The following is a 25734-nucleotide window of genomic DNA, read 5'->3' as shown; positions in this document are numbered from 1 at the left end:
CATTTCCGTATGTATTGTCATCGCGCAAGTCCAGCGCAAAAAAGGCTGTGATGCAGGCTGCGATACCAGGTTCACACCCGCTCCAGCACCAATGCAATGCCCTGCCCGACGCCGATGCACATGGTGCATAGAGCGTAACGCCCGCCGGTCGCGTGCAGCCGGTTCACGGCGGTGGTGGCCAGGCGCGCGCCGCTGGCGCCCAGCGGATGGCCCAACGCAATCGCACCGCCCCAGGCGTTGACGCGCGGGTCGTCGTCCCGCAGTCCCAACAGGCGCAGCACCGCCAGTCCCTGGGCAGCAAATGCTTCGTTGAGTTCAATCACGTCGATCTGTTCGAGCGTGAGGCCAGTGAGGGCCAGCACCTTTTGCGTGGCCGGCGCCGGGCCGATGCCCATGATGCGCGGCGACACGCCCGCAGTGGCCATGCCAACCACCCGGGCCTTGGGTACCAGACCATTGCTGCTGGCCGCGTGCTCGTTGGCCAGCAGCAACGCGCAGGCGCCGTCATTCACGCCGCTGGCGTTGCCGGCAGTCACCGTGCCATCGGGCCGCACCACGCCCTTGAGTTTGGCGAGCGTCTCCAGGCTGGTCGCGCGCGGGTGCTCGTCCTGGCTGACGACGATGGGGTCGCCTTTTTTCTGCGGGATGATCACGGGCACGATCTCGCGCGCAAAATGGCCGGCCTGTTGCGCGGCAACAGCATTGAGCTGACTGGCCAGGGCCATGCGATCCTGCGCCTCGCGCTCGATCTTGTATTCGGTGGCGACGTTCTCGGCCGTTTCAGGCATCGAGTCAACACCGAACTGGTGCTGCATCAGCTTGTTGATGAAGCGCCAGCCGATAGTGGTGTCATAGATGGCGTTGGCGCGACTAAAAGCGGTCTCGGCCTTGGGCATGACGAACGGTGCACGACTCATGCTTTCCACGCCGCCGGCAATCATCAGTTGCGCCTCGCCGCTCTTGATCGCACGCGCGGCTGTGCCGACCGCATCCAGACTTGAGCCGCACAGGCGGTTGAGCGTGACGCCCGGCACCTCGAATGGCAATCCGGCCAGCAGGCTGATCATGCGGGCGACATTGCGATTATCTTCGCCGGCCTGGTTGGCGCAGCCATAGATTACGTCAGTCACGGCCAGCCAGTCGACGTTGGGATTGCGTTCCATCAGGGCCTTGAGCGGAATCGCGCCCAGGTCGTCGGTGCGGACACTCGAGAGTGCGCCGCCGTAGCGGCCGAAGGGCGTGCGAATGGCGTCGCAGATGTAGGCTTGATTCATGGTGTGATTCCTTGGAATTTGACAGGGATATTTCTGTGTGCTGCGCGCTCAGTCCAGCAGTACGGCCAGGTTTGCGCGCACGAAGCTGCCGCCGCTGCATCTGGCCAGTTCATCCATGCCGGCCTGCAGCGCGGCCGCGCCCTGCTGACGGGCCCAGAACACCGGACCGCCTTCCCAGCGCGGAAAACCGTAGCCCTGCACCATCACAACGTCGATGTCGGTAGCACGGCCGGCCACCCCTTCTGCCAGCAGCAACGCAGCCTCATTGACCATGGCCAACAGCGCGCGGCGCTGTATCTCTTCATCACTCAGCAAACGACGTTCGATGCCGCGTTGGACGGAGGCCTGCTCGATGATGCCGCGCACCGTCTGGTCGGTGGTTGCGGATCGCTTGCCATCGGGATAGGTGTAGTAGCCGGCGCCGCTCTTCTGGCCCAGCCGCCCCTGTTCGCACAGGTGGTCTAGAATCGCGACGTAGCGTTCTTGCGGGTTGCGCGTAGCTGCCTGGGCCCGGCGCATGCGCCAGGCAATGTCCAGGCCGGACAGGTCGGCCACGGCAAACGGTCCCATGGCAAAGCCGAATGCCTGCAACGCAGCGTCGACTTGTTCGGGCCAGGCGCCGTCTTCGAGCATGAACTCGCACTGCTTTCGGTAAGCATTGTAGATGCGGTTACCAATGAAGCCGAAGGCGTTGCCCGTTACCACCGGCTGCTTGCCCAGGCGTTTAGCCAGAGCCATGCCGGTAGCCAGCACATCCGGCGCCGTCTGCTCGCCACGCACCACTTCCAGCAGTTTCATCACATTGGCCGGGCTGAAGAAGTGCAGACCCAGCACATCCTGGGGGCGGGATATGGCCCGGGCGATGGCGTCCACATCCAGGTAAGAGGTATTCGTGGCCAGCACGGCACCCGCACGCGCATGGGCGTCGATCTTGGCAAAGACTACATGCTTGACCGCCATCTCTTCAAACACGGCTTCGATGATCAGGTCGGCGCGGCGTAACTGTTCCCAGTCGGTAGTCGGCGTAAGGCGGGATTCGTTGGCCGCAGCCTGGTCTACCTTGAGTTTGCCGCTGGCCACGCGGTTGTTGTAGTACTCGTGGATGCGCTCGCTGCCGCGCTGCAACGCGGCTTCGTCCTGCTCCACCAGCAGCACGTCCATGCCGGCGTCGAGGGCACTGATGGCAATGCCGGAGCCCATGGTGCCGGCACCGATGATGGCGACCGTCTGTACAGGCCGGGGTGTTGCTTGAAACGCCTGCGGCAGCTTCATCGCTTCGCGCTCGGCGAAAAATTGGTGGCGCAGGGCGAAGGCTTCGCGGGACAGCCGAAGCCGCTGAAACGCCGCACGTTCGCTGGCCAGCGCATCGTCGATGGGCAATCGGGCTGAAGCCTGGATCACCTCAATCGCAGCCATGACCGCAGGACGGCGCTTGCCGGCGCGCAAAGCGGATTGCACGGCAGATTCAATCACTGCCGGATCGTCCGGAAGTACCGCCTCATCGCGGATGCGGCACTTGCGTCCAGCCAGAGATCGGGCATGCGCGATGGCAGCAGCCCGCAAGTCGGTACTAACCACTTCGTCGATCAGGCGCAACTCCAGCGCCTTGCCGCTAGGGATGCGCTCGCCGCTACAGATCATCTGTATCGCACGCGCCACGCCAACACGGCGCGGCACGCGCTGGGTGCCTCCGGCGCCCGGGATGATGCCCAATGTCACTTCGGGCAGGCCGACCACGGTCTTGACCGTCGCGACACGCGCGTCGCAACCCAGCGCCAGCTCGAGCCCACCGCCCAGCGCGGCGCCGTGCAGCGCGGCCACCACCGGCTTGGTGCAGGCCTCGATGGCCTCGATAATGCTCGGCAACTCCGGCGCCTCCAGCGGTTTGCCGAATTCGCGCAAATCCGAACCGGCAATGAAGGTGCTCCCCGAGCCGATCAGCACTCCTGCAAGAAGGTCGGGCGTTGCCTGCAGCGTGTCGATCGCCGCCAGCAAGCCGCGCCGGACTTCAAGCGAGCCGGCGTTGACCGGCGGATTATTGATGATGACAACCAGGACATCGCCGTCACGCTCGGTATGGACTACCGGCGTCAACACAGCCTCACCCGCGCTCATAGTGCACCCACCAGTTCCGGCACGGCGGCAAACAAATCCGCCACCAGGCCATAGTCGGCCACGCTGAAGATGGGCGCCTCCGGATCCTTGTTGATCGCCACGATCACCTTCGAATCCTTCATCCCTGCCAAGTGCTGAATGGCCCCCGAGATGCCCGCCGCAATGTACAGCTGCGGTGCCACGATTTTGCCCGTCTGCCCCACCTGCAGGTCGTTCTGGGCGTAACCCGCGTCCACCGCCGCGCGGCTGGCGCCGATGGCAGCGCCCAGCTTGTCGGCCAGCGGCGTCATCACCACATTGAAATTCTCCGCACTGCCCAGGCCGCGCCCGCCGGAGACGATGATCTTGGCCGCCGTCAGTTCCGGACGGTCATTCTCGGCAACCTGACGATCCACAAAGCGCGACTTTCCGCTGTCAGCCGTTGCAGTGAGAGTTTCCACAACGGCACAACCGCCGGAGGCTGCAGCCGCGTCAAACCCCGTGCTGCGGACCGTGATCACCTTGGTGGCGTCATTGCTTTGCACAGTGGCGATGGCGTTGCCGGCGTAGATCGCGCGCTCGAAGGTGTCGGCGCTCTCGACCTTCGATATCTCGCTGATCTGGGCCACGTCCAGTTTGGCCGCCACGCGCGGAGCAATGTTCTTGCCGCTGGCGGTGGCGGGAAAGAGAATGTGGCTGTAGCTGCCGGCGATTGCCAGCACTTGGGCGGCGACGTTTTCAGCGAGGCCGTGCATGAAGGCTTCGCTATCGACGTGGATCACTTTGGTCACACCGGCAATCCGGGCTGCTGCCTGGACAGCCGCGCCGCAAGCATGGCCGGCCACCAGAACGTGAACTTCCCCACCGCATGCGGCGGCGGCATTGATGGTGTTAAGGGTTGCGCCCTTGATGGAGTTGTGGTCGTGTTCGGCGATAACTAGTGCAGTCATTTGGTTCAACTCCTTAGATTACTTTGGCTTCGTTTCTGAGCTTGCTCACCAGAGCAGCCACATCGGGCACCATGATACCGGCGCTGCGTTTGGGCGGCTCGGAGACTTTGATGGTCTTGATGCGCGGAGCCACGTCGACACCCAAGTCTTCCGGCTTGATGGTTTCCAGCGGCTTTTTCTTGGCCTTCATGATGTTCGGGAGCGTCACGTAGCGCGGCTCATTGAGGCGCAAATCGGTAGTAATGACCGCCGGCAGGGCGAGCGAAAGGGTTTCGAGACCGCCATCGATTTCCCTGGTGACGTTGACCTTGCCGCCAGCAACCTCGACCTTGGAAGCAAAGGTCGCCTGGGGCAAGTCAGCCAGCGCGGCAAGCATCTGGCCGGTCTGATTGCAGTCGTCATCGATGGCCTGCTTGCCCAGAATCACGAGGCCAGGCTGCTCCTTGTCCAGCAGCGCCTTGAGCAGCTTGGCCACAGCCAGGGGCTGCAGTTCTGCGCTGGTTTCGACCAGGATGCCGCGGTCGGCGCCAATGGCCATGGCAGCGCGCAGGACTTCCTGGCATTGCGTTACGCCACAGGAAACGGCAATGACTTCGCTCGCCACGCCCTGCTCCTTCAGGCGCACCGCCTCTTCGAGGGCGATCTCGTCAAACGGATTCATGCTCATCTTGACGTTGGCGATGTCGACACCGGTGCCGTCTGACTTGACCCGGACTTTGACGTTGTAGTCAACCACGCGTTTGACAGCGACTAATATTTTCATTTTTTCTCCTTGACTGGAAAACTATACTCGAATCGGCGAAGCATCATGCTTCGCCGATTTCCACAACGTCGTTGCCTCCGAGGCTGGCGATCGATCAACAGCGGGTCGCGCCGCTAGAAGGAGACATGTTTGGAACTCGATGTCATGGTGGTCATTCAATAATGAAAAAAGGGCAAGCTCAGTCACGCCGCATCAGCTCGCGGCCGATGATCAGTTGCTGGATCTGCGTGGTGCCCTCGTACAAGCGCAACAGCCGCACGTCGCGGTAGAAGCGCTCGACCTTGTATTCGTTGATGTAACCTGCGCCGCCGTGCACTTGAACGCCGCGGTCAGCCACGCGGCCAACCATTTCGGTGCAGAACATCTTGGCGCACGAGGCGCGCATACTGACATCCGGATCGCTTTTCCCGGCCGGCTTGGCGTCATAGCGCCGGGCGCAGTCCTGCACCATAGACCAACCGGCGTATAGCTCTGCCTGGCTGTCGGCCAGCATCGCCTGCACCAGCTGGAAGTCGCCGATGCGCTGACCGAATTGCTTGCGTTCCCGGGCGTAGGCGACCGATTCGTTCAGCACCCGCTGCGCCACGCCACAGGACAGCGCCGACACGTGCAATCGTCCGCGGTCGAGCACTTTCATCGCAGTCTTGAAGCCTTTGCCGGGCACGCCGCCAATGATGTTTGCGGCCGGCACCCGTACGTTCTCCAGAATGACGTCGCAGGTTTTGGTGCCGCGCTGGCCCATCTTCTTGTCAGGCTTGCCAAGGCTGATGCCAGGCAGATTGGACGGCACGATGAACGACGAGATGCCACCGGCACCTTCGCCACCGGTACGCGCCATCAGCGTGAAGGCGCCGGCGCGCGGCGCGTTCGTGATGAAGCGTTTGACGCCGTTGAGCACATAGCAGTCGCCATCCAGCTCTGCCCTGGTCTTCAGCGCGGCCGCATCGGATCCGGCATCCGGCTCAGTGAGCGCAAACGACATGATCAGTTCGCCGCTGGCCACACGCGGCAAAAACTCGCGCTTCTGCTCTTCGGTGCCATCCATCAGAATGCCCTGCGAGCCGATGCCGACGTTGGTGCCGAACACCGAACGAAATGCCAGCGCGGTCTGGCCCAACTCGAAGGCCACCTGGCACTCCTGGCTCATCGACAGGCCAATGCCGCCGTATTCCTCGGGGATCGACAGGCCGAACAGGCCCATCTCCTTCATATCCTCGACGATGTCGGCAGGCACCTCGTCGAGTTCCTCCACGGTGTTTTCGGCCGGCACCAGACGCTCGTGAATGAAGCGCTGGACGGTGGCAAGCAAGAGCTCAAAGGATTCGGTATCTAGTGACATGATGGATGATCCATTCGTAAGGGGTTGGTCGTCAGCGGTGTTTGAATACCGGCTTGCGTTTGTTGAGAAAGGCCACCATGCCTTCGTGTGCATCAGCGCTGGCGAAACGCGCATGCAGTTGGCGCCGTTCGAATCCGATGCCTTCGGACAGCGACGACTCGTAGGCGCGGTTAACCGACTCCTTGATCGCCATCAGTGCGGGTAACGAGTAGCTCGCGATCGCCGTGGCGAGAGCGATGCTCTCGCTGTGCAAGGCGTCCGCCGGCACCACGCGCGAAACCAGGCCATAACGATCGGCCTCGGCAGCATCCAGGGTCCGCGCGGAGAGGCACATATCCATGGCCTTGGCCTTGCCAATCGCGCACGGCAGCCGCTGCGTACCGCCGGCACCGGGCAGCAGAGCCAGCTTGATCTCGGGCAGCGCAAATTTTGCGCTGTCGGCGGCAATCACGATGTCGCAGGCCAGCGCCAGTTCGCAGCCGCCACCCATGGCAAAACCGGCCACAGCAGCGATCACCGGCTTGCGCACCCGGCGAATGGTTTCCCAGTTGCGGGTGATGAAGTCGCTTTGGTAGACATCCATATAGTCCCAGTCCGCCATCGCCGCGATATCGGCCCCGGCGGCAAAAGCCCTGGCGTTGCCGGTGATGATGATGGCGCCGATGGCCTGGTCTGCATCAAACGCCAGCAACGCGCGCCCTAGTGCATCCATCAACGCGTCGTTGAGGGCGTTCATCTGCTGCGGCCGGTTCAGCGTAATCATGCCGACCCGGCCGATGGTTTCTACCAGAACAAGAGTGTCTTCCATAATTGTTGTCTTCGAGGCTGGTTTAGTGGGATGTGACATGGGGCTTCAGATTGCACCGTCAATCAGCATTTGGCGCAGCTTAAATTTCTGGATTTTCCCGGTCGGTGTGGCGGGCATCATTTCACGAACGATCAGCCGCTCCGGGATGTATTGCACGGCGACCTTCTGCGCTTTCAGGAAATCCACAATCGAAGGCAGGTCGACGCTTTGGCCCGGTTTTGGAACAACGATGGCGCAGGCCCGCTCACCCAGCCGCTCGTCGGGATAGGCGACGATGACTACCGTATTAATGGCGGGATGCCGGTACAGCATTGTTTCGATCTCAACCACCGGAATGTTCTCGCCGCCGCGGATGATCACATCCTTGCTGCGCCCAGTGATGCGGATATAACCCTGCGCGTCAATGCTCGCCAGGTCGCCGGTGTCGAACCAGCCCTCTGCATCGGTGGCATTGAACTGCGAACGATGCAGGTAGCCACCAAAGTTCGAGCAGGAGCGCAGCAGCAACTTACCCGGGACGCCAGACGGGAGCGCAGCACCATCGAAATCGACCACCTTCACCTCCACCCCAGGCAGCGGACAACCGTCGCTGTTGACCGAGCGCTCATCAGCGTCGTCGAGCTTGGTCAGCGTGACCGCCCCATTTTCGGTCATGCCCCAGGCCGAGATGATTTTGGTTCCCATCGCCTGGCGTGCCTGCTCGACCAACGGCCCTGGAATCGGTGCTCCGGCACAGAGGAAGGTGCGCAGCGTCGGAACCGCACTACCGGATTCCGTCACCGTCCTGGCCAAGTCAGTCAGGAACGGCGTCGAAGCCATGGTGAAGGTGACGCCATGCTCACGGATCAGCTTGATTGCCGTCTTGGGCTCCCAGATGTCCTGCAGCACGGCGCTGGCCTTGAGCATGATGGGCATCATCAGCCCGTACATGAAACCGGTCTGGTGCGACATCGGCGACGCCATCAATATCACGTCATCGGAGCCCAGGTGCAGTCGCGCTGCATAAGGGATGATGTTGCCCATGGTGGTGTTGGCGGTGTGCATCACGCCCTTCGGCTCACCGGTGGTGCCCGAGGTGTACATCATTTGCGTGATGTCGTCCGGGCTTGGGCGGTGGCGGCTCAGGATGTCCCGGGCATCAGGCTCCTGCTCCCATTTCGGGTCGCTGAGCAGCGCCTCGAAGCTGTTGGCGCCACTGCCGCCCACGATCACCACATGCTGGAGATCCGGCAGGGTAGGCTGCAAGGCCGTCACCATCTGCTCGTAGTCGAACCCACGAAATACCTTGGGCGCAATCATGACCTTGGCAGCCCCATGCTTGAGCATGAACGACAGCTCGTGCTCACGGAAAATGTGCATCAGCGGGTTCATTACCGCGCCGATGCGCGAGCAGGCCAGATACGTCAGCGTGAACTGCCACCAGTTGGGCAACTGGCAGGACACCACGTCGTTGCGGCCCACACCCAAGCGTGACAGACCGACGGCGATGCGGTCGGCCATGGTAGCCAATTCGCGGTAAGTGAAGCTCGTAACCACGCCACCGTCGACCTGTACCGCTGTCAGCGCGACTTTATCAGGAATGCTCTCCACACAGGCGTCCAGATAATCGTTGATCGTCCTGTCATGCCAGAGTCCTTGCGCAATGCTCGCCGCACGACGCGGCGGAATCAAAACAGCATCGAATTCCATGATTTGTCTCCTTTAGGTTGTTGTTTGCCTTACCGCCAAGGCGAAAGCAGGGTTACGCCGGAACGGCTGCACGCCCGGCGCGGGTACGGGCAATAATGGTCTTCATGATTTGGGCCGTGCCATCGCCGATCTGGAAGCCCAGCACGTCGCGTAGCCGCTGCTCCATCAGGCCGTGGTCGTAACCGCCGTGGCCGAACATCAGCAGGCACTGATGCACAACATCATAGGCCAGCTTGGGGCCCCACCATTTGCACATCGCGGCTTCGGCGGTGTGCGGCGCGCCCTTGTCCTTGAGCCAAAGTGTCTGTAGGCACAGCAGCCGGGCCGCGACCACCTGCGTGTCGAAATCTGCCAGCGGGTGCGACACGCCCTGGAATGCAGACAGGGGCTGGCCAAATGCCTGCCGCTGGGCTACATATTCCCAGGTCTCTTCCAGTGCGACACGGGCCACCGCCAGCACCTGAAGGCCGATCAAGGCACGGGAAAAATCAAAGCCCTGCATGACCTGCACGAAACCCTTGCCCTCCTGTCCCAGCAGGTGATCGACGGGCACCTTCACGTTCTCAAAAAACAGCGAGCCGCGCCCGATCGCGCGTTGACCGTGGCAATCGAATCGGTTGCGGGTGATGCCTGGCAAATCCATCGGCACCAGCACTGCAGACACGCCGTGCGCGCCAGACTCGACCGAACCGGTGCGGGCGAACACCACCGCAGCATCGGCCTGGTCGGCAGCTGAAATCGAGGTTTTTTCGCCGTTGAGCACGTAGTGGTCCCCGACCCGCTCCATCTTCAGGCGCAGATTGGCCGCATCGGAACCGCCGCGCGGTTCGGTCAGGGCAATCGCCAGCAGCGCCTGCCCCTGAGTGAGCTTGTCCAGCCAAGGTTTGACAACCTCAGCTTTACCGTGTTGCGCAAGAATCTGCCCGTTGAGCGAAGCCAGCAGGTTGATATACGAAATGCTGAGGTCGGCGCGGGCGATTTCTTCGTGAATCACACCCGCTGCCAAGCAGCCCAGCCCTTGGCCGCCATACTGCTCCGGCAATTCAGGCGCGATGAAGCCCATCTCGCCCATTTCGCGCATCAGTGCGCGATCCAGAACGCGGGTTTTATCGCGCTCCAGAAAGCCTGGCGCCACGCGCCCGGTAGCAAAACGACGGGCGTGTTCAGCCAGCGTCGCGAGGTCGTCGTCAATGTAGGGATTCATCATGTCTCCTGTTTGGATTCAAAAAGCAAGGGCTGGGGTGCTTCGGCGGTTGGCCTTATTTCGCGTACTTGCGGAAGTCGGGCTTACGCTTGTCCTTGAGCGCATTAACGCCTTCGCGCGACTCTTCGGTGTCGTAGTACAGCTTGAGTGCGTACATGCCCAGACCCGCGATGCCGCTCTGGTGGGCGGTGTCGGCATTGAAGCTGCGCTTAGCAATCGCAATGGCCGTGGGACTGCGCTCACCAATTTCCTCGCCCCACTTCTGCACTTCAGCATCCAGCTGGTCGTGTGGCACGACGGCGTTGGCCAAGCCCATGGCCACGGCTTCGGCGCCGGAGTAGCGACGGTTCAGGTACCAGATTTCGCGGGCCTTCTTCTCGCCGACCACGCGGGCCAGGAAAGCGGTACCGTAGCCAGGATCTACCGAGCCCATCTTGGGGCCGACTTGGCCGAAGATGGCTTTCTCGGACGCAATGGTCAGATCACAGATGGTGCACAGCACGTTGCCGCCGCCGATGGCGAAGCCTTGCACACGGGCAATCACGGGCTTGGGTACGTCACGGATGGCGGTGTGCAGCTCTTCCATCGGCAGACCGATGGTGCCGCGGCCGTCGTAGTTGCCGTTGTGGGCGGACTGGTCGCCGCCGGTGCAGAAAGCGCGGTCGCCGGCGCCGGCCAGCACGATGGCACCGACGTTGCGGTCGTAGCCGGCCTTGTTCAGGGCTTTGATGATTTCGTCGCAGGTCTGGCCGCGGAACGAGTTCATCTTGTCAGGGCGGTTGATCGTGATCCAGGCAACGGTGTTGCGCACTTCGTAGAGGATGTCTTCGAATTCCATGGTGTTCTCTCTTAAATAGGGTTGTGAAAGTGACAGAACGGCTTAACCGTGCATGGTCAGGCCGCCGGAGACGCTGATCACCTGACCGGTAATGAACGAAGCGTCGTCGCTGCCGAAGAAGACGATGGCGCTGGCCAGGTCGTCAGGTTGACCCAGGCGCCCCAAGGGAATGGCGCTCTTGAAGGCTTCGATCAACTTGGCCGGATCACGGGCACCTTCAGCCACACCAGCCAGCAGGGCGGTGTCGGTCGGGCCGGGGCACACGACGTTTACGGTAATGCCTTGGCGAGCGTGTTCACGTGCCAGGGTCTTGGACAAAGCGACCAGGCCGCCCTTGCAAGCGGCGTACACAGCCTCGCCGGATGAGCCGCCACGTGCCGCGTCTGAGGCCACGTTCACGATGTGACCGTACTTGCGTTCGGCCATGCCTGGCAGCACAGCGTGGTGCATGTGCAGCGCGCCGGTCAGGTTGATGGCGATCAGCTTGTCCCACTCGGCAGGCACGGTCTTGACGAAGGGCTTGAACACGTCCCAGCCAGCGTTATTGACCAGCACGGCGATGGGGCCCAGGGCGGCTTCGGCGGCAGCCACGGCCGCATCGACTTCGGCGCGGTCGGTGATGTTGCACTTGAAGGCTTGCGCCTGGCCGCCTGCGGCCTTGATTTCGTCGACCACGCGCTGAGCGGCTTCGACGTTCATGTCGAACACGGCAACCTTGGCGCCCTCAGCTGCAAAGCGACGGCTGGTTGCGCCGCCGATGCCGCCGCCACCGCCCGTCACGATTACTGTCTTTCCGTCAAATCGTTGCATACTTTTCTCCACCAGAGTTATCAGGGTTGGTATCCTTACGCACTGCGTTGTAGTCAAATCGCATATACGTCAATACATTTACATATATTATTTTACGATCAGCGTTTGTGCAAGCTCTAAATTAAATAAATATACGCAAATACATTGACATATATTGCACATAGGTATTATTTTCAATATAGTGAACTTACCGGAAAATTCATGAAAAATCCCAACGAATCAGTCACTGCCGCGCGAATGGAATTGGCTAACAGATTGTTCTTCCGCCTGTATCAATGCGCAAATATGTTGCATAAAACAGGCACAAGAGCAGTCGAGGATCTGGGTCTCACCACACAGCAGTGGGCGGTTCTGGGCGCTCTGTCGCGCCCGGAAGCAGAAGATGGAATGAGCGTAGGGGATCTGGCCCGCTACCTGTTGGTAAGCCGGCAGAATCTGTCGGGATTGATCAGCCGGATGGAGCGCGACGGCCACCTCAGCATCGACCAGGATGGGCGCGACCGGCGCTCCCGCCTGATCACCATGACAAAGTCAGGCCATGAAGTCTGGAACAATAAAGCGATACCGAAAATTAATGACTACTACGAGCAGGCGCTCACGGATTTCTCGGTCAGCGATATGACCCACACCCTCCATTACCTGCTCAAGATGCTGGACAATATGAAGCGACTGGATGCTGAAGGATCTGCAGGCGATGGAGAGGATGCCGCATGAGGATTACGTAGTAGCATCTGGATACCGCCGCGATCAGGACAGCCAAGGCGCGCTGCAGTCTGACCAAACGGAACTTCGTCGCACACAATTTGGCATACGACAGCAATTCATGTGCTGCGGTAAAGCACAGCCTTCGGTGCCATTGCGCTTTGGCATGGGCACAGGAGCGCACACCAGCATGCCGAGGCTGATTTGACGACAAAAGACAAGGTTTTGGCTCGACGCCAGGAACCTGACATCAGGATGCGTCGCCATCATCCGCCCGATGCCTTGCTACAGCCTCTTCAGACGCTGCAATTCCTACTCGCATTAGCAGCGGGAGTAATGCACGTCAACAAAGCGCTTTAGAGAAGCGCAGATTTATTCCGATATTCGAAAAAATCCACTGTCAGTTATTGATTTTATTGAAATCTGATTTTTGCGGCATAAGTCAATCCGCAGTTCATCAGGATGGGCGAGCGTGGAATGAATCCATCATGCCGATGTGATAGGCTATTCGCCCTTGCAACTTCTTATGGCATAGGGCTGGATTTCAAATAAACAATTAGCAATGAAACGGAATGCTTCCATGCAGGCAAAATATTTTCTATCGGCATTTTTATTGGCAACGTTGACATATTCCGCCGCAGCCTATGAGCGCCCCTTTCCAGCCAATGCCAAACGCGGGACAATGACGCCTGCGACTTATCCGGCCATCATCATCGATGGCAAGCAGCGCGAATTGTCGGCGGGTGCGCAGATATTCAACACCGAAAATACGATCGAAATGCCTGCCGCTTTGCGCGGCAGCAAAATTACCGTCAATTTTATCGAGAACAATCAGGGGCAGATCCACCGAATCTGGATGCTGAACCCGCAAGAAGCCGCCAAGCCGTTACCAGAACAGAACCGCTAGAAATTCTATCCGCACAAAGCCATTCCATGCAAAAAAAAGTATTCATCAAGACCTTCGGCTGCCAGATGAACGAGTACGACTCGGACAAGATGGCCGACGTGCTCAACGCCTCCGACGGCATCATCAAGACCGACGCCATCGAAGACGCCGACGTAATCCTGCTCAACACTTGCTCGGTGCGCGAGAAGGCGCAGGAAAAGGTGTTTTCCGACCTCGGCCGCATCCGCGAATTGAAACTGGCCCGGCCCGATCTGGTGATCGGCGTCGGCGGCTGCGTGGCGTCCCAGGAAGGGGCGGCCATCATCCAGCGCGCGCCGTATGTGGATGTGGTGTTCGGTCCGCAAACCCTGCATCGGCTGCCGGACCTGATCCATCAGCGCCGCGTCAGCGGTACTGCGCAAGTCGACATCAGCTTTCCCGAAATCGAAAAATTCGACCATTTGCCGCCGGCCAAGGTGGATGGCGCGACCGCGTTCGTATCGATCATGGAAGGCTGCAGCAAGTATTGCAGCTACTGCGTGGTGCCTTACACCCGCGGCGAGGAAGTGTCGCGCCGCTTCGACGACGTGCTGACTGAAATCGCCGGCCTGACCGAACAGGGCGTCAAGGAAATCACGCTGCTGGGGCAGAACGTCAATGCCTATCGCGGCAAGATGAGCCTGGACGCGGCCGACGGCGAGGTGGCCGATTTCGCGCTGCTGATCGAATACATCGCGGAAATTCCCGGCATCGAGCGCATCCGCTTCGTCACCAGCCACCCGAAGGAATTCACCCAGCGCCTGATCGACACCTACGCCAAGGTGCCGAAACTGGTTGATCACCTGTACCTGCCGGCCCAGCACGGCTCGGACCGGATCCTGGCGGCCATGAAGCGCGGCTACACCGCGCTGGAATACAAGTCGGTGGTGCGGCGTCTGCGCGCGGTACGGCCGAATATCGCGATCTCGAGCGACTTCATCGTCGGCTTCCCGGGCGAGACCGAGGCCGATTTCGAGGCCGTGATGCAGCTGATCGACGACATCGGCTTCGACAACAGTTACAGCTTCATTTTCAGCGCCCGCCCCGGCACCCCGGCCGCCAACCTACAGGACGACACCCCGCATGAGGTCAAGCTGGCGCGCTTGCAACGCTTGCAGGCCGTCATCAGCGACAACACCAAGCGCTACAGCCAACAGATGATCGGTACCGTCCAGCGCATTCTGGTCGAAGGGCCGTCAGCCAAGAGCCCGCAGGAAATGCAGGGCCGCTCGGAGAACAACCGCGTTGTCAATTTCGACGGCGGACCGGATGGCGCGCGCCTGATCGGCCGGCAGGTCGATATCGAAATCACGCACAGCTATACCTATTCGCTGCGAGGCGAACTGGTTGCAGCTCAACCTTCACTTATCCAGCAAAGCGCCATTTGAAAACCAAATCCCCTTCCCAGCCGCAACACTTCCTGCCGGAGCCGCTCGACAATGCGCGGCTGGCGCATCTGTGCGGCCCGCTCGATGAAAACCTGCGGCAAATTTCGGCTGCGCTGGACGTGACGATTTTCCGCCGCGGCGACCGCTTCGTGGTCGGCGGCGCCAACGGCGAACGGGCTGTCGCAATCCTGGAACGTTTTTATGCCGCTGCCAGCAAACCGATTTCAGTTGATGAAGTGCAGCTGGCGCTAGTCGAGCAACGGGCAAAACTGGCCGCAAAAGAGATCAATCCCGCCAGCGATGCGCTCACCTCGGCAATGGCGGAAATCCTGCCCGACGCCATCGAAAGTCCGGTGCTGAAGACGCGCCGCGCCGACCTGCGCGGGCGCACGCCGCACCAGAACCAATATCTGAACGCGATCCTGGAGCACGACATCACCTTCGGCGTCGGCCCGGCCGGCACCGGCAAGACGTATCTGGCGGTGGCCTGCGCGGTCGATGCGCTGGAGCGCGACGCGGTCAAGCGCATCGTGCTGACGCGCCCGGCGGTCGAAGCCGGCGAGCGCCTCGGTTTCCTGCCCGGCGACCTGGCGCAGAAAGTCGATCCCTACCTGCGCCCGCTGTACGACGCGCTGTACGATCTGCTGGGTTTCGACAAGACCCAGAAGCTGTTCGAGAAGCAAACCATCGAAATCGCGCCGCTGGCCTACATGCGCGGCCGCACGCTGAACCACGCGTTCATCATCCTGGACGAAGCGCAGAACACCACGCCCGAGCAGATGAAGATGTTCCTGACCCGGATCGGCTTCGGCAGCAAGGCGGTGGTCACCGGCGACGTCACGCAAGTCGACTTGCAGCGCGGCCAGAAAAGCGGCCTGAACGATGCGCTCGGCGTGCTGAAAGACGTGCGCGGCATCGCTTTCTCGCATTTCACCAGCATCGACGTGGTGCGCCACCCGCTGGTCGGGCGCATCGTCGATGCCTACGAATCGGCCAGCAGCCTGGAAGTCGAGCTGCATAAATCTTCCGCCATTAGCCATGCCCGCAAAAAATAAACTCTCGCTGTCGGTGCAATACCCGGACCCGCGCCTGCAGGACACGCTCACCCGCCCCCGGCTGCGGCGCTGGGTGCAGGCGGCGCTGTTCGCCCCGACCGAACTGACGATCCGCTTCGTCGATGCGCAAGAAGGCCAGGCCCTGAACCGCGACTATCGCGGCAAGGATTACCCGACCAACGTGCTGACCTTCGCCTACACCGAAGACCAGGATGCCGAAACCACACAGGCCGACATCATCCTGTGCACCGATGTGCTGCAGCGGGAAGCCGCCGAGCAGGGCAAATCGGTGCTCGCGCACGCCGCCCACCTGATCGTGCATGGCGTGCTGCATGCGCAGGGTTACGACCACGAGGTCGAAGAAGAAGCGCAGGAGATGGAAGCCATCGAAGCCGACATCCTGGCCGCGCTGGGGCTGCCGAATCCCTACGCGGAGCGTTGATGCCCGCCAAGGCAGGGGGCAGCAGCAGATATACAAAACCGGGATTTTTGGTCTGCCGGTGCATTTGTTGTATCCTATGCCGATCGAAACAACGGCTAATCGCCTCTTATGCCAGATCATCCTGCCGACGTCAGAATTCCTGACGTCAAACCCCACCGGTCATTGTTTGAACGCCTGACCGCCCTGATTTCCCCCGAACCAGAGAACCGCAGCGAGTTGCTCGAAGTGCTGCACGATGCGCATGATCGCAACCTGATCGACGCCGATGCGCTGTCGATGATCGAAGGCGTGTTCCAGGTCTCCGACCTGTCGGTGCGCGACATCATGATTCCCCGCTCGCAAATGGACGTGATCGACATCAGCAAGCCGATCGAGGAATGGATGCCGCATGTACTGACCACCGCGCACTCGCGCTTCCCCGCCACCGAAGGCGAGCGCGACAAGGTGATCGGCATTTTGCTGGCGAAGGATTTGCTGCGCTATTACGCGGAAGAATCGTTCGACGTGCGCGACATGCTGCGCCCGGCGGTCTTCATCCCGGAATCGAAGCGCCTGAACGTGCTGCTGCGCGACTTCCGCGCCAACCGCAACCACATGGCGATCGTGGTCGACGAATACGGCGGCGTGGCCGGCCTGATTACGATTGAAGACGTGCTGGAGCAGATCGTCGGCGACATCGAGGACGAATACGATTTCGATGAAGAAGAAGACAATATTCTCCCGATCAAGCACGGTGTTTACGGCCCGCGCTGGCGCGTCAAGGCGCTGACCGAAATCGAACAATTCAACCAAACGCTGACAACCCGGCTGGCCAATGACGACGTCGACACCATCGGCGGCCTGGTTGCCAATCACCTCGGCCGGGTGCCGCGCAAGGGCGACGTCTTCAATATCGACAACCTGCGTTTTGAAGTGCTGCGCGCCGATGCGCGCCAGGTCAATGTGCTGCTGGTGGAAAAACTGCCGCCGGTTGACGTCGACGAAGCAGACTAAGGAAAAATCTGGAGTATGGCGTAAAAACCATAATTTCTCACTTATTTTTCTGCGGCATTAAAAATACACGGGCTGGTATATGAAACACTGCAATCCGGGCCGCATTCCGATTACGGCGCCGGAATCGACTGAAGCAGGTTCCTAGGCCACCTTCTCCAGCTTGGCGATCCCCAGATCGAGCAGCTTGATCCCGACTTGACGGCCGAAATTGATTTGCGCGCGCGCATTGGTGCCGCTGCCTTCGATGTTGACGATCACGCCCTCGCCGAACTTGGCGTGCGCGACCGATTCGCCGATACGCCAGCCATGGCCATTACTGATGCTTTGCGCAATCCGGTTGGCGCCGGTATCCGGCGCATCGATCCAGGCCGCCTTCGGTTGCGCCGACCATTGCGGCTGCACCTTCACCTGCGGCGACAGCCATTTCAGCGACTCTTCCGGCAATTCGTCGAAAAAGCGCGATTTCACGTTGTAGCGGATCTGGCCGTGCAGCATCCGCGTCTGCGAAAAAGTCATGTACAGGCGCTTTCTGGCGCGCGTGATGGCGACGTACATCAGGCGCCGCTCCTCCTCGACGCCGCCGTCTTCCTTGGCACTGTTCTCGTGCGGGAACAGTCCTTCTTCCAGGCCGGTGATGAACACCGCATCGAACTCCAGTCCCTTGGCCGAATGGACGGTCATCATCTGCAGCGCATCCTGCCCGGCCTGGGCCTGATTGTCGCCCGCTTCCAGCGATGCGTGCGACAGGAAGGCCGACAGCGGCGACATCACGGCCGGCAGCGCGGCATCGGCGTCGAAGATTTCGATGCCGTCGGCATTCATAATCGCAGCGCCCGCCACCGCCTGCGCCTTCGGACCGAGGAAGGCCGGCGCGTCGTGGCCGAAGCCTTCTTCGGCCACGAACAGCGTCGCGGCACTGACCACCTGCTCCAGATTCTCAATCCGGTCGGCGCCCTCTTTTTCGGTCTGGTAATGGGTCAGCAGGCCGCTGGCGTTCAGCACCAGCTGCACCATCTCCGGCAACGGCAGGTGCTGCGCCTCGAAGCGCGCGCTTTCGATCAGCTTGATGAAGTTGCCCAATGCGGTTCCGGCCTTGCCGGTCACATACGGCACCGCCGCGTACAGGGAAATATCGTACTGTCTGGCGGCGTCCTGCAATTGCTCCAGCGCGCGCACGCCGATGCCGCGGGTCGGGAAATTGACCACCCGCAGGAAGGCGGAATCGTTGTGCAGATTGTCCATCAATTGCAGATAGGCGATCGCGTGCTTGACCTCGGCGCGCTCGAAGAAGCGCTGGCCGCCGTACACCTTGTACGGGATGCCGGCCGAGAACAGCGCATGCTCGATCACCCGCGATTGCGCGTTGGAGCGGTACAGCACCGCGATTTCGCTGCGCAGCCAGCCTTCATTGATCAGACCCTTGGCTTGCTCGATGATCCAGCGCGCCTCTTCGAGGTCGGACGTCACTTCCTGGACCCGCACCGGTTCGCCATGGCCGGCGTCGGTGCGCAGATTCTTGCCCAGGCGCTTGCTGTTGTTGGCGATCAGCATGTTGGCACTGTCGAGGATATGGCCGTGCGAGCGGTAGTTCTGCTCCAGCTTGATCAGATTCTCGACCTTGAATTCGCGCTCGAAGGCGGCCATGTTGCCGACATTGGCGCCGCGAAATGCGTAAATGCTCTGGTCATCATCACCGACCGCAAACACTGCATTGTGCGGCCCGGCCAGCAGCTTCAGCCACTTGTACTGCAAGTCGTTGGTATCCTGGAATTCATCGACCAGGATGTGCTTGAAGCGGGCCTGATAGTGCTCGCGCAGCGGCTGGTTGCGGCTGAGCAATTCATAGCAGCGCAGCAACAGTTCGGCAAAATCGACCACGCCTTCGCGCTGGCACTGGTCGTCGTAAATCTGGTACAGCTCGACCATCTTGCGCTCGTGCGGGTCATGCGCCTCCACCTTGTCGGCACGCAAGCCCTGATCCTTGGCGCTGTTGATGAAGTACATCAGGTTGCGCGCCGGATATTTCTCGTCATCGATGTTGTTGGCCTTCAGCAGGCGCTTGATGACCGACAGCTGGTCGGAAGAATCCAGGATCTGAAACGTCTGCGGCAAGCCGGCGTCGCGATAATGCGCGCGCAGCAGCCGGTTGCACAAGCCGTGGAAGGTGCCGATCCACATGCCGCGGGTGTTGATCGGAAGCATCGCGGAGAGGCGCGCGGTCATTTCCTTCGACGCCTTGTTGGTGAAGGTCACGGCCAACAGACTGCTGGGCGACACTTGCCCGCTCTGGATCAGCCAGGCGATGCGGGTGGTCAGCACGCGGGTCTTGCCGGAGCCGGCGCCGGCCAGAATCAGCGCGGATTGCGCCGGCAGCGTGACGGCGGCGAGTTGTTCGGGATTGAGGTTGTGAAGAAGTTTTTGCATAATGCGATTATAAGCCCGATGGGACGGACGAATAATCCAGCCAACCGGCCAGGCAAACGTCAGGCGCGCAAATTCCTACTGTGAAACGCCAGATGGTCTTCGATGAAGGTGCTGATGAAGTAATAGCCGTGGTCGTAGCCCGGGTGGTGGCGCAGCGTCAGCGGCTGCTGTGCCGCTGCGCAGGCGGCTTCGAACGTCTGCGGCAGCAACTGCTCGGCCAGAAACTGGTCGCCCAGGCCCTGATCGATCAGGATGCCTTGCGGGTAAGGCGTGGTGCGCGTCATCATCAACGCGCTGGCGTCGTGCTGCTGCCAGCTGGCAACATCCGGCCCCAGATAATGGCCAAAGGCCTTCTGCCCCCACGGGCATCGGCTCGGCGCGGCAATCGGCGCGAAGGCGGACACCGACTGGAACCGGCCCGGATGACGCAGCGCCAGCACCAGCGCGCCGTGGCCGCCCATCGAATGGCCGCAGATGCCGATCCGCTCGGGGCTGGCCGGGAAATCGCGCAGGATCAGGTCGCGCAACTCCTGCACCAGATAGCTTTCCATCCTGAAATGCGCGCTCCACGGCGCCTGCGTCGCATCCAGGTAAAAGCCGGCGCCATGGCCGAAATCCCAGCTGTCGGCAGCGCCGGCAATGCCGGTGTCGCGCGGGCTGGTGTCGGGTGCCACCAGCATGATGCCGTGCTGCGCGGCAAAACGCTGGGCGCCGGCCTTGATCATGAAGGTTTCTTCGGTGCAGGTCAGCCCGGCCAGATAGAACAGCACCGGCACCGGCCCCTCCTTGGCTTGCGGCGGCTGGTATACCGAGAACCGCATCGGCAGCCCGATTGCGCTCGATGGGTGGCGGTAAAACCCCTGCACACCGCCGAAGCACGCGTGTTCGCTGATGCACTCCAGCATCGCGGACTCAGTAGATGACGACCGAGCGGATCGACTCGCCGCTCTTCATCAGGTCGAAGCCTTCGTTGATGCGCTCCAGCGGCAGGCGATGCGTGATCAGGTCGTCGATATTGAGCTTGCCTTCCATGTACCAGTCGACGATCTTCGGCACATCGGTGCGGCCGCGCGCGCCGCCGAAGGCCGAGCCTTTCCAGACACGGCCGGTGACCAGCTGGAACGGCCGGGTGCTGATTTCTGCGCCGCCCGGCGCCACCCCGATGATGATAGCCTGGCCCCAGCCCTTGTGGCAGCACTCCAGCGCCTGACGCATCGTGTGGACATTGCCGATGCACTCGAAGCTGTAATCGGCGCCGCCGTCGGTAATGTCGACGATGGCATCGACCACGTTTTCGACCTGGTTCGGATTGACGAAATGCGTGATGCCGAACTTGCGCGCCATCGCTTCGCGCTTGGGATTGATATCGACGCCGATGATCTTGTTGGCGCCGACCATGCGCGCCGCTTGGATCACGTTCAGGCCGATGCCGCCCAGGCCAAACACCACCACGTTGGCGCCTGCTTCGACCTTGGCGGTAAACAGCACCGCGCCGACGCCGGTGGTCACGCCGCAGCCGATGTAGCAGACCTTGTCGAACGGCGCATCTGCGCGAATCCTGGCCAGTGCGATCTCCGGCACCACGATGTAATTCGAAAAGGTCGACGTGCCCATGTAATGGTAGATCGGCTTGCCGTCCAGTGAGAAGCGGGAAGTCGCGTCCGGCATCAGGCCGCGGCCTTGCGTGCTGCGGATTTTCTGGCACAGATTGGTTTTTTGCGACAGGCAGAATTTGCATTCGCGGCATTCCGGCGTGTACAGCGGAATCACGTGGTCGTCTTTTTTCAGGCTCTTGACGCCGGGGCCGACCTCGACCACGATGCCGGCGCCTTCATGCCCGAGGATCGCCGGGAAGATGCCTTCCGGGTCGGCGCCGGACAGCGTGTAGTAATCGGTATGGCAAATCCCGGTGGCCTTGATCTCGACCAGGACTTCACCCTCACGCGGGCCGCCCAGCTCGACCTCTTCGATCGTCAGCGGCTGCCCGGCTTTCCACGCTATCGCGGCTTTGGTTTTCATGCTGTTCTCCCTGTTATTGGATACGGAACCAGCGCTGATTGTAGCCGCTTGCGCCGGCACCGGCAGGAGCCGGCTAGCGCGCGAACAAATCCGCAAACGCCTGCGCCGCGGCCTGCGGATCGTCGGCCAGATAGACGCTGCTGATGGCCGCCACCATGTCGGCCCCGGCAGCCACCAGCGGTGCCGAGTTCTGCTGCGTCATGCCGCCGATCACTACACAGGGCAGCGGGATTTCTGCTCTCGATTGCGCCAGGATGTCGACCGAGGTGGTGAGCGGGTACTGCTTCACCTTCGACGGATAGAAGCCACCATAGGCGACATAGCTGGCGCCGGCCAGATGCGCATCGCGCGCCAGCTGCAGGCTGCCGTAGCAGGAAGCGCCGACGATCTTGCCCGGGCCGACCGCCGCCCGCACCGCCGCCACCGAAGCATCGGTGCCGCCGACATGGATGCCGTCGGCATCCAGTTCCAGGCACAGCTCGACATAATCGTTGATGATGAAAGGCCGCGCATAGCGGCGGCACAGCGCCTGCAGGGCGGCCGCCTGGACACGGCGCAATGCCGCGCCGGCGGTCTTGTGGCGGTATTGCAGCAGTGCCGCGCCGCCCTGCAGCGCTTGCTCGGAGACGCTCAACAGGCGCTCGGTGTCATCCCAGTCGGGCGTGACGATATACAGTCCGTTCATGGCTTGTCTTCGCTATCAAGGTGCGCGGCGGCATTTCACAGCGCCGCCCACGTTTTTCTGGCTAAAAATATACACAATACTGTATTTTTAATAATCGCTTTAAATACGTGCGATAGATATCGCATTAAACGATATACCCCTGCAATTTACATCACGCAACGCGTCCTGCCAGCGGCGACGACGGCGAGGCCGCGAAGCGTTTCGGAATCCGTCCGGCCAGATACGCGTCGCGCCCGGCCTGCACCGCCAGCTTCATCGCCCGCGCCATGCGGATCGGGTCGCGCGCGCCGGCAATCGCGCTGTTCATCAGCACGCCGTCGCAACCGAGTTCCATCGCGATCGCCGCGTCCGACGCAGTGCCGACGCCGGCATCGACGATCACCGGCACCTTGGCCTGCTCGATGATCAGCGACAGGTTCCACGGATTCAGGATGCCCATGCCGGAGCCGATCAGGGACGCCAGCGGCATCACCGCGACGCAGCCGATCTGCTCCAGCATCCTGGCCTGGATCGGGTCGTCGCTGCAGTACACCATCACGTCGAAGCCGTCCGCAACCAGTGTTTCGGCCGCCTTCAGGGTTTCCGGCATGTTCGGGAACAGGGTTTTCTCGTCGCCCAGCACTTCGAGCTTGACCAGCTTGTGGCCGTTCAGCAGTTCGCGCGCCAGTTGCAGCGTATACACCGCGTCTTTCGCGCTGTAGCAGCCGGCGGTATTGGGCAGGATCGTGAATTGCGACGGCGGCACCGCGTCCAGCAGGCTGGGCGCATTCGGATCCTGGCCGATGTTGACGCGCCGGATCGCCACCGTGATGATGTCGGCGCCGCTGGCGATAGTCGCTTCGCGCGTTTGCGTCAGGTCGGCGTATTTGCCGCTGCCGACCAGCAGGCGCGAGCGGTAGGTGATGCCGGCGATGGTCAGTCCATCGTCGATTGCATTGTCGTGTTGCATTGTATTCTCCACAAAAGATTCGCCGGGTGGGCATGCCCACCCGCCCTTTCATCGGCAATCAGCCGCCGCCGATCGCGCGCACGATGTCGACCCGGTCCTGCGGCTGCAACTGCCGTTGCGGCCACTGCTGGCGCGGCACCACTTCGCGGTTGACGGCCACCGCGACGCCCTTGCCGGCCAGATCCAGCGACGCCATCAGCGCCTCCAGACTGTGCGCGGCCGGCAGCGGATGCGGCACGCCGTTGAGTTCGATTTCAATCATCACAGCCTCGCCTCACTGCTTGCGGTAGATTTCCGCGCCGTTCTTGATGAACTCGACCGCCTTCACTTCCATCCCCTGCTTCAAGGCGGCGATTTCGCTGATGCCCTGCTTGGCCGCGTAGTCGCGCACTTCCTGCGTGATCTTCATCGAGCAGAAATGCGGCCCGCACATCGAGCAGAAATGCGCGACCTTGGCCGAATCCTTCGGCAAGGTCTCGTCATGGAACTCACGCGCCTTGTCCGGATCGAGACCGATGTTGAACTGATCTTCCCAGCGAAACTCGAAGCGCGCCTTCGACAACGCGTTGTCGCGGATCTGCGCGCCCGGATGGCCCTTCGCCAGGTCGGCCGCGTGGGCGGCGATCTTGTAGGTGATGATGCCGTCCTTGACGTCGACCTTGTTCGGCAGGCCCAGATGCTCCTTCGGCGTCACATAGCACAGCATCGCGGTGCCGTACCAGCCGATCTGCGCGGCGCCGATGCCGGAGGTGATGTGATCGTAGCCCGGCGCGATGTCGGTGGTCAACGGCCCCAGCGTGTAGAACGGCGCTTCGTGGCACTGCTCCAGTTGCAGGTCCATGTTTTCCTTGATCAGGTGCATCGGCACATGGCCGGGACCTTCGATCATCACTTGCACGTCGTGCTTCCACGCGATCTGGGTCAGTTCGCCCAGGGTTTTCAGTTCGCCCAGCTGCGCTTCGTCGTTGGCATCGTAGATCGAGCCCGGACGCAGGCCGTCGCCGAGCGAAAACGCGACATCGTAGGCCTTCATGATTTCGCAGATATCCTCGAAATGCGTGTACAGGAACGATTCTTCGTGGTGCGCCAGGCACCACTTGGCCATGATCGAGCCGCCGCGCGAGACGATGCCGGTCAGGCGCGAGGCCGTCATCGGCACATAGCGCAGCAATACGCCGGCGTGGATCGTGAAGTAATCGACGCCCTGCTCGGCTTGCTCGATCAGGGTGTCGCGGAAGATTTCCCAGGTCAGGTCTTCGGCCTTGCCGTTGACCTTTTCCAGCGCCTGGTAGATCGGCACGGTGCCGATCGGCACCGGGCTGTTGCGGATGATCCACTCGCGCGTTTCGTGGATGTGCTTGCCGGTGGAAAGGTCCATCACATTATCGCCGCCCCAGCGGATGGCCCAGGTCATCTTCTCGACTTCCTCGCCGATCGACGAAGTTACCGCAGAATTGCCGATGTTGGCGTTAATTTTCACCAGGAAGTTGCGGCCGATGATCATCGGCTCGATTTCCGGATGGTTGATGTTGGCGGGGATGATGGCGCGGCCGCGGGCGATTTCGTCGCGCACGAATTCCGGCGTGATTTCGGCCGGGATGCTGGCGCCGAACGACTGGCCCGGATGCTGGCGCCCCATCAGGGTGGCCAGCTTGTCGCCCATCGGGCCGGAGGCTTTCAGTTCTTCCAGGTATTCGCGCCGGCGCAGGTTCTCGCGGATCGCGACGAATTCCATTTCAGGCGTGACGATGCCTTGCCTGGCGTAATGCATTTGCGTGACGTTCTTGCCGGCCTTGGCGCGGCACGGCTTGCGCTGCAGGTTGAAGCGCAGCTCGGCCAGCTCCGGATCGTTCAGGCGCTCGACGCCGTAAGCGGAGCTGGGGCCGGCCAGTTCTTCGGTGTCGTCGCGCTCGGCAATCCACGGTGCACGTACGGCAGCCAAGCCTGAGCGGATGTCAATCCTGGCGTCGGGGTCGGTGTACGGCCCGGAAGTGTCATACACGTAGATCGGCGGATTGGATTCGAAGCCAAACGAAGCGGGCGTGTCGGACTGGCTGATGCGGCGCATCGGCACCCGTATATCCGGGCGCGAGCCCTCAATATACACTTTACTGGAATTCGGCAGCGGCTGCACCGCAGCGCTATCGACGGTCGCGGTAGCGGACAGGAATTTCGGGTTGGCGTTCATTTTGGCTCCTTTGTATTTCTTTAAAGAAGCCAGCAAAGGAGGGTTGGAGCGGCAAAGGCGGAATCGCCTCATGAATCTCGCAAGCTTCCCTTCGCTGGCATTACCCAGATCAGGTTCGGAGGGTGTTTCTCACCCGATTGCTGCAATTCCTTGCCACAACCAGGACCCCTAGCATTGCGCCGCCTTGGCGGCAGC

Annotated in this window: 23 protein-coding genes and 1 riboswitch; of the genes, 6 read left to right on the top strand and 17 right to left on the bottom strand. The window is 61.4% G+C overall.

Going from position 1 to position 25734, the window contains the following annotated elements; genetic code table 11:
• Positions 1-71 precede the first annotated feature (71 nt).
• The 10 genes from pcaF to badH all read right to left on the bottom strand — a co-directional run bounded on the left by pcaF (position 72) and on the right by badH (position 11769).
• Positions 72-1274: a 3-oxoadipyl-CoA thiolase gene (gene pcaF / locus HMCN_RS0107705; protein WP_025916837.1), complete on the bottom strand. Its 1203-nt coding sequence runs from the start codon at positions 1272-1274 to the stop codon at positions 72-74.
• A gap of 48 nt (positions 1275-1322) precedes the next feature.
• Positions 1323-3389 carry a 3-hydroxyacyl-CoA dehydrogenase NAD-binding domain-containing protein gene (locus HMCN_RS0107700; RefSeq protein WP_051566830.1) on the bottom strand — a complete coding sequence of 689 codons (2067 nt, stop codon included), beginning with the start codon at positions 3387-3389 and terminating at the stop codon, positions 1323-1325.
• Positions 3386-4318: an electron transfer flavoprotein subunit alpha/FixB family protein gene (locus HMCN_RS0107695; RefSeq protein WP_025916835.1), complete on the bottom strand. Its 933-nt coding sequence runs from the start codon at positions 4316-4318 to the stop codon at positions 3386-3388. Before HMCN_RS0107695 ends, HMCN_RS0107700 begins: the two co-directional genes overlap by 4 nt.
• A gap of 13 nt (positions 4319-4331) precedes the next feature.
• Positions 4332-5081 (bottom strand): electron transfer flavoprotein subunit beta/FixA family protein, encoded by a 750-nt coding sequence (locus HMCN_RS0107690; protein ID WP_025916834.1) that lies wholly within the window; start codon positions 5079-5081, stop codon positions 4332-4334.
• 178 nt (positions 5082-5259) lie between these two features.
• Positions 5260-6420, bottom strand: a complete 1161-nt coding sequence (locus HMCN_RS0107685; RefSeq protein WP_025916833.1) for an acyl-CoA dehydrogenase family protein — start codon at positions 6418-6420, stop codon at positions 5260-5262.
• A 31-nt stretch (positions 6421-6451) separates the two neighbouring features.
• Positions 6452-7228 carry an enoyl-CoA hydratase gene (locus tag HMCN_RS0107680; RefSeq protein WP_025916832.1) on the bottom strand — a complete coding sequence of 259 codons (777 nt, stop codon included), beginning with the start codon at positions 7226-7228 and terminating at the stop codon, positions 6452-6454.
• Between the two features lie 45 nt (positions 7229-7273).
• On the bottom strand, positions 7274-8917 hold the full coding sequence (aliA, locus tag HMCN_RS0107675) for a cyclohexanecarboxylate-CoA ligase (protein ID WP_025916831.1): 1644 nt from the start codon (positions 8915-8917) through the stop codon (positions 7274-7276).
• Between the two features lie 52 nt (positions 8918-8969).
• The gene (gene aliB / locus HMCN_RS0107670; RefSeq protein WP_025916830.1) at positions 8970-10121 is read right to left on the bottom strand and encodes a cyclohexanecarboxyl-CoA dehydrogenase; all 1152 of its coding nucleotides are present in this window, start codon (positions 10119-10121) and stop codon (positions 8970-8972) included.
• Between the two features lie 55 nt (positions 10122-10176).
• Entirely contained in the window at positions 10177-10959 is a 783-nt protein-coding gene (gene badI, locus HMCN_RS0107665; protein ID WP_025916829.1) for a 2-ketocyclohexanecarboxyl-CoA hydrolase, read from the bottom strand.
• Positions 10960-11001: 42 nt separating this feature from the next.
• Positions 11002-11769, bottom strand: coding sequence for a 2-hydroxycyclohexanecarboxyl-CoA dehydrogenase (gene badH / locus HMCN_RS0107660; protein WP_025916828.1), 768 nt, complete (start codon positions 11767-11769; stop codon positions 11002-11004).
• Between the two features lie 201 nt (positions 11770-11970).
• Here badH and HMCN_RS0107655 point away from each other — a divergent pair, with 201 nt between their 5' ends.
• The 6 genes from HMCN_RS0107655 (at position 11971) to HMCN_RS0107630 (ending at position 17274) form a co-directional block, all read left to right on the top strand.
• A complete protein-coding gene (locus HMCN_RS0107655) occupies positions 11971-12483 on the top strand; it encodes a MarR family winged helix-turn-helix transcriptional regulator (protein ID WP_025916827.1) in 513 nt (170 codons plus the stop codon).
• Between the two features lie 568 nt (positions 12484-13051).
• A complete protein-coding gene (locus tag HMCN_RS0107650) occupies positions 13052-13378 on the top strand; it encodes a hypothetical protein (RefSeq protein ID WP_025916826.1) in 327 nt (108 codons plus the stop codon).
• Positions 13379-13404: 26 nt separating this feature from the next.
• Entirely contained in the window at positions 13405-14784 is a 1380-nt protein-coding gene (gene miaB, locus HMCN_RS0107645) for a tRNA (N6-isopentenyl adenosine(37)-C2)-methylthiotransferase MiaB (protein WP_025916825.1), read from the top strand.
• The gene (locus tag HMCN_RS0107640) at positions 14781-15839 is read left to right on the top strand and encodes a PhoH family protein (RefSeq protein ID WP_025916824.1); all 1059 of its coding nucleotides are present in this window, start codon (positions 14781-14783) and stop codon (positions 15837-15839) included. Before miaB ends, HMCN_RS0107640 begins: the two co-directional genes overlap by 4 nt.
• Positions 15823-16281 carry an rRNA maturation RNase YbeY gene (ybeY, locus tag HMCN_RS0107635; RefSeq protein ID WP_025916823.1) on the top strand — a complete coding sequence of 153 codons (459 nt, stop codon included), beginning with the start codon at positions 15823-15825 and terminating at the stop codon, positions 16279-16281. The genes HMCN_RS0107640 and ybeY overlap by 17 nt, the downstream gene beginning before the upstream one ends.
• 108 nt (positions 16282-16389) lie before the next feature.
• Positions 16390-17274 (top strand): HlyC/CorC family transporter, encoded by an 885-nt coding sequence (locus HMCN_RS0107630; protein WP_025916822.1) that lies wholly within the window; start codon positions 16390-16392, stop codon positions 17272-17274.
• Positions 17275-17415: 141 nt separating this feature from the next.
• Here HMCN_RS0107630 and HMCN_RS0107625 read toward each other — a convergent pair whose 3' ends face one another.
• The 7 genes from HMCN_RS0107625 to thiC all read right to left on the bottom strand — a co-directional run bounded on the left by HMCN_RS0107625 (position 17416) and on the right by thiC (position 25539).
• The gene (locus tag HMCN_RS0107625; protein ID WP_025916821.1) at positions 17416-19698 is read right to left on the bottom strand and encodes a UvrD-helicase domain-containing protein; all 2283 of its coding nucleotides are present in this window, start codon (positions 19696-19698) and stop codon (positions 17416-17418) included.
• A gap of 59 nt (positions 19699-19757) precedes the next feature.
• Positions 19758-20603, bottom strand: a complete 846-nt coding sequence (gene fghA, locus HMCN_RS0107620; protein ID WP_025916820.1) for an S-formylglutathione hydrolase — start codon at positions 20601-20603, stop codon at positions 19758-19760.
• A gap of 7 nt (positions 20604-20610) precedes the next feature.
• Positions 20611-21717: an S-(hydroxymethyl)glutathione dehydrogenase/class III alcohol dehydrogenase gene (locus HMCN_RS0107615; protein WP_025916819.1), complete on the bottom strand. Its 1107-nt coding sequence runs from the start codon at positions 21715-21717 to the stop codon at positions 20611-20613.
• Positions 21718-21790: 73 nt separating this feature from the next.
• On the bottom strand, positions 21791-22402 hold the full coding sequence (thiE, locus tag HMCN_RS0107610; RefSeq protein WP_025916818.1) for a thiamine phosphate synthase: 612 nt from the start codon (positions 22400-22402) through the stop codon (positions 21791-21793).
• Positions 22403-22553: 151 nt separating this feature from the next.
• Entirely contained in the window at positions 22554-23351 is a 798-nt protein-coding gene (locus tag HMCN_RS0107605; protein WP_025916817.1) for a thiazole synthase, read from the bottom strand.
• 58 nt (positions 23352-23409) lie between these two features.
• Positions 23410-23613: a sulfur carrier protein ThiS gene (gene thiS / locus HMCN_RS0107600; protein ID WP_025916816.1), complete on the bottom strand. Its 204-nt coding sequence runs from the start codon at positions 23611-23613 to the stop codon at positions 23410-23412.
• A 12-nt stretch (positions 23614-23625) separates the two neighbouring features.
• Positions 23626-25539 (bottom strand): phosphomethylpyrimidine synthase ThiC, encoded by a 1914-nt coding sequence (thiC, locus tag HMCN_RS0107595; RefSeq protein WP_025916815.1) that lies wholly within the window; start codon positions 25537-25539, stop codon positions 23626-23628.
• A 69-nt stretch (positions 25540-25608) separates the two neighbouring features.
• Positions 25609-25719: riboswitch (TPP riboswitch) on the bottom strand.
• Between the last annotated feature and the right edge of the window lie 15 nt (positions 25720-25734).

This window comes from Herminiimonas sp. CN, from assembly GCF_000622895.1.
Classification (GTDB): Bacteria; Pseudomonadota; Gammaproteobacteria; order Burkholderiales; family Burkholderiaceae_D; genus AVCC01.
Note: the sequence above shows the minus strand (reverse complement) of the source record. Positions and strands in the feature narration are given on the sequence as shown.

Bases quoted from the DNA above. Each gene is read 5' to 3' on its own strand.
- pcaF (WP_025916837.1), bottom strand. From the start codon at position 1,274: ATGAATCAAGCCTACATCTGCGACGCCATTCGCACGCCCTTCGGCCGC.
- HMCN_RS0107700 (WP_051566830.1), bottom strand. From the start codon at position 3,389: ATGAGCGCGGGTGAGGCTGTGTTGACGCCGGTAGTCCATACCGAGCGT.
- HMCN_RS0107695 (WP_025916835.1), bottom strand. From the start codon at position 4,318: ATGACTGCACTAGTTATCGCCGAACACGACCACAACTCCATCAAGGGC.
- HMCN_RS0107690 (WP_025916834.1), bottom strand. From the start codon at position 5,081: ATGAAAATATTAGTCGCTGTCAAACGCGTGGTTGACTACAACGTCAAA.
- HMCN_RS0107685 (WP_025916833.1), bottom strand. From the start codon at position 6,420: ATGTCACTAGATACCGAATCCTTTGAGCTCTTGCTTGCCACCGTCCAG.
- HMCN_RS0107680 (WP_025916832.1), bottom strand. From the start codon at position 7,228: ATGGAAGACACTCTTGTTCTGGTAGAAACCATCGGCCGGGTCGGCATG.
- aliA (WP_025916831.1), bottom strand. From the start codon at position 8,917: ATGGAATTCGATGCTGTTTTGATTCCGCCGCGTCGTGCGGCGAGCATT.
- aliB (WP_025916830.1), bottom strand. From the start codon at position 10,121: ATGAATCCCTACATTGACGACGACCTCGCGACGCTGGCTGAACACGCC.
- badI (WP_025916829.1), bottom strand. From the start codon at position 10,959: ATGGAATTCGAAGACATCCTCTACGAAGTGCGCAACACCGTTGCCTGG.
- badH (WP_025916828.1), bottom strand. From the start codon at position 11,769: ATGCAACGATTTGACGGAAAGACAGTAATCGTGACGGGCGGTGGCGGC.
- HMCN_RS0107655 (WP_025916827.1), top strand. From the start codon at position 11,971: ATGAAAAATCCCAACGAATCAGTCACTGCCGCGCGAATGGAATTGGCT.
- HMCN_RS0107650 (WP_025916826.1), top strand. From the start codon at position 13,052: ATGCAGGCAAAATATTTTCTATCGGCATTTTTATTGGCAACGTTGACA.
- miaB (WP_025916825.1), top strand. From the start codon at position 13,405: ATGCAAAAAAAAGTATTCATCAAGACCTTCGGCTGCCAGATGAACGAG.
- ybeY (WP_025916823.1), top strand. From the start codon at position 15,823: ATGCCCGCAAAAAATAAACTCTCGCTGTCGGTGCAATACCCGGACCCG.
- HMCN_RS0107630 (WP_025916822.1), top strand. From the start codon at position 16,390: ATGCCAGATCATCCTGCCGACGTCAGAATTCCTGACGTCAAACCCCAC.
- HMCN_RS0107625 (WP_025916821.1), bottom strand. From the start codon at position 19,698: ATGCAAAAACTTCTTCACAACCTCAATCCCGAACAACTCGCCGCCGTC.
- fghA (WP_025916820.1), bottom strand. From the start codon at position 20,603: ATGCTGGAGTGCATCAGCGAACACGCGTGCTTCGGCGGTGTGCAGGGG.
- HMCN_RS0107615 (WP_025916819.1), bottom strand. From the start codon at position 21,717: ATGAAAACCAAAGCCGCGATAGCGTGGAAAGCCGGGCAGCCGCTGACG.
- thiE (WP_025916818.1), bottom strand. From the start codon at position 22,402: ATGAACGGACTGTATATCGTCACGCCCGACTGGGATGACACCGAGCGC.
- HMCN_RS0107605 (WP_025916817.1), bottom strand. From the start codon at position 23,351: ATGCAACACGACAATGCAATCGACGATGGACTGACCATCGCCGGCATC.
- thiS (WP_025916816.1), bottom strand. From the start codon at position 23,613: ATGATTGAAATCGAACTCAACGGCGTGCCGCATCCGCTGCCGGCCGCG.
- thiC (WP_025916815.1), bottom strand. From the start codon at position 25,539: ATGAACGCCAACCCGAAATTCCTGTCCGCTACCGCGACCGTCGATAGC.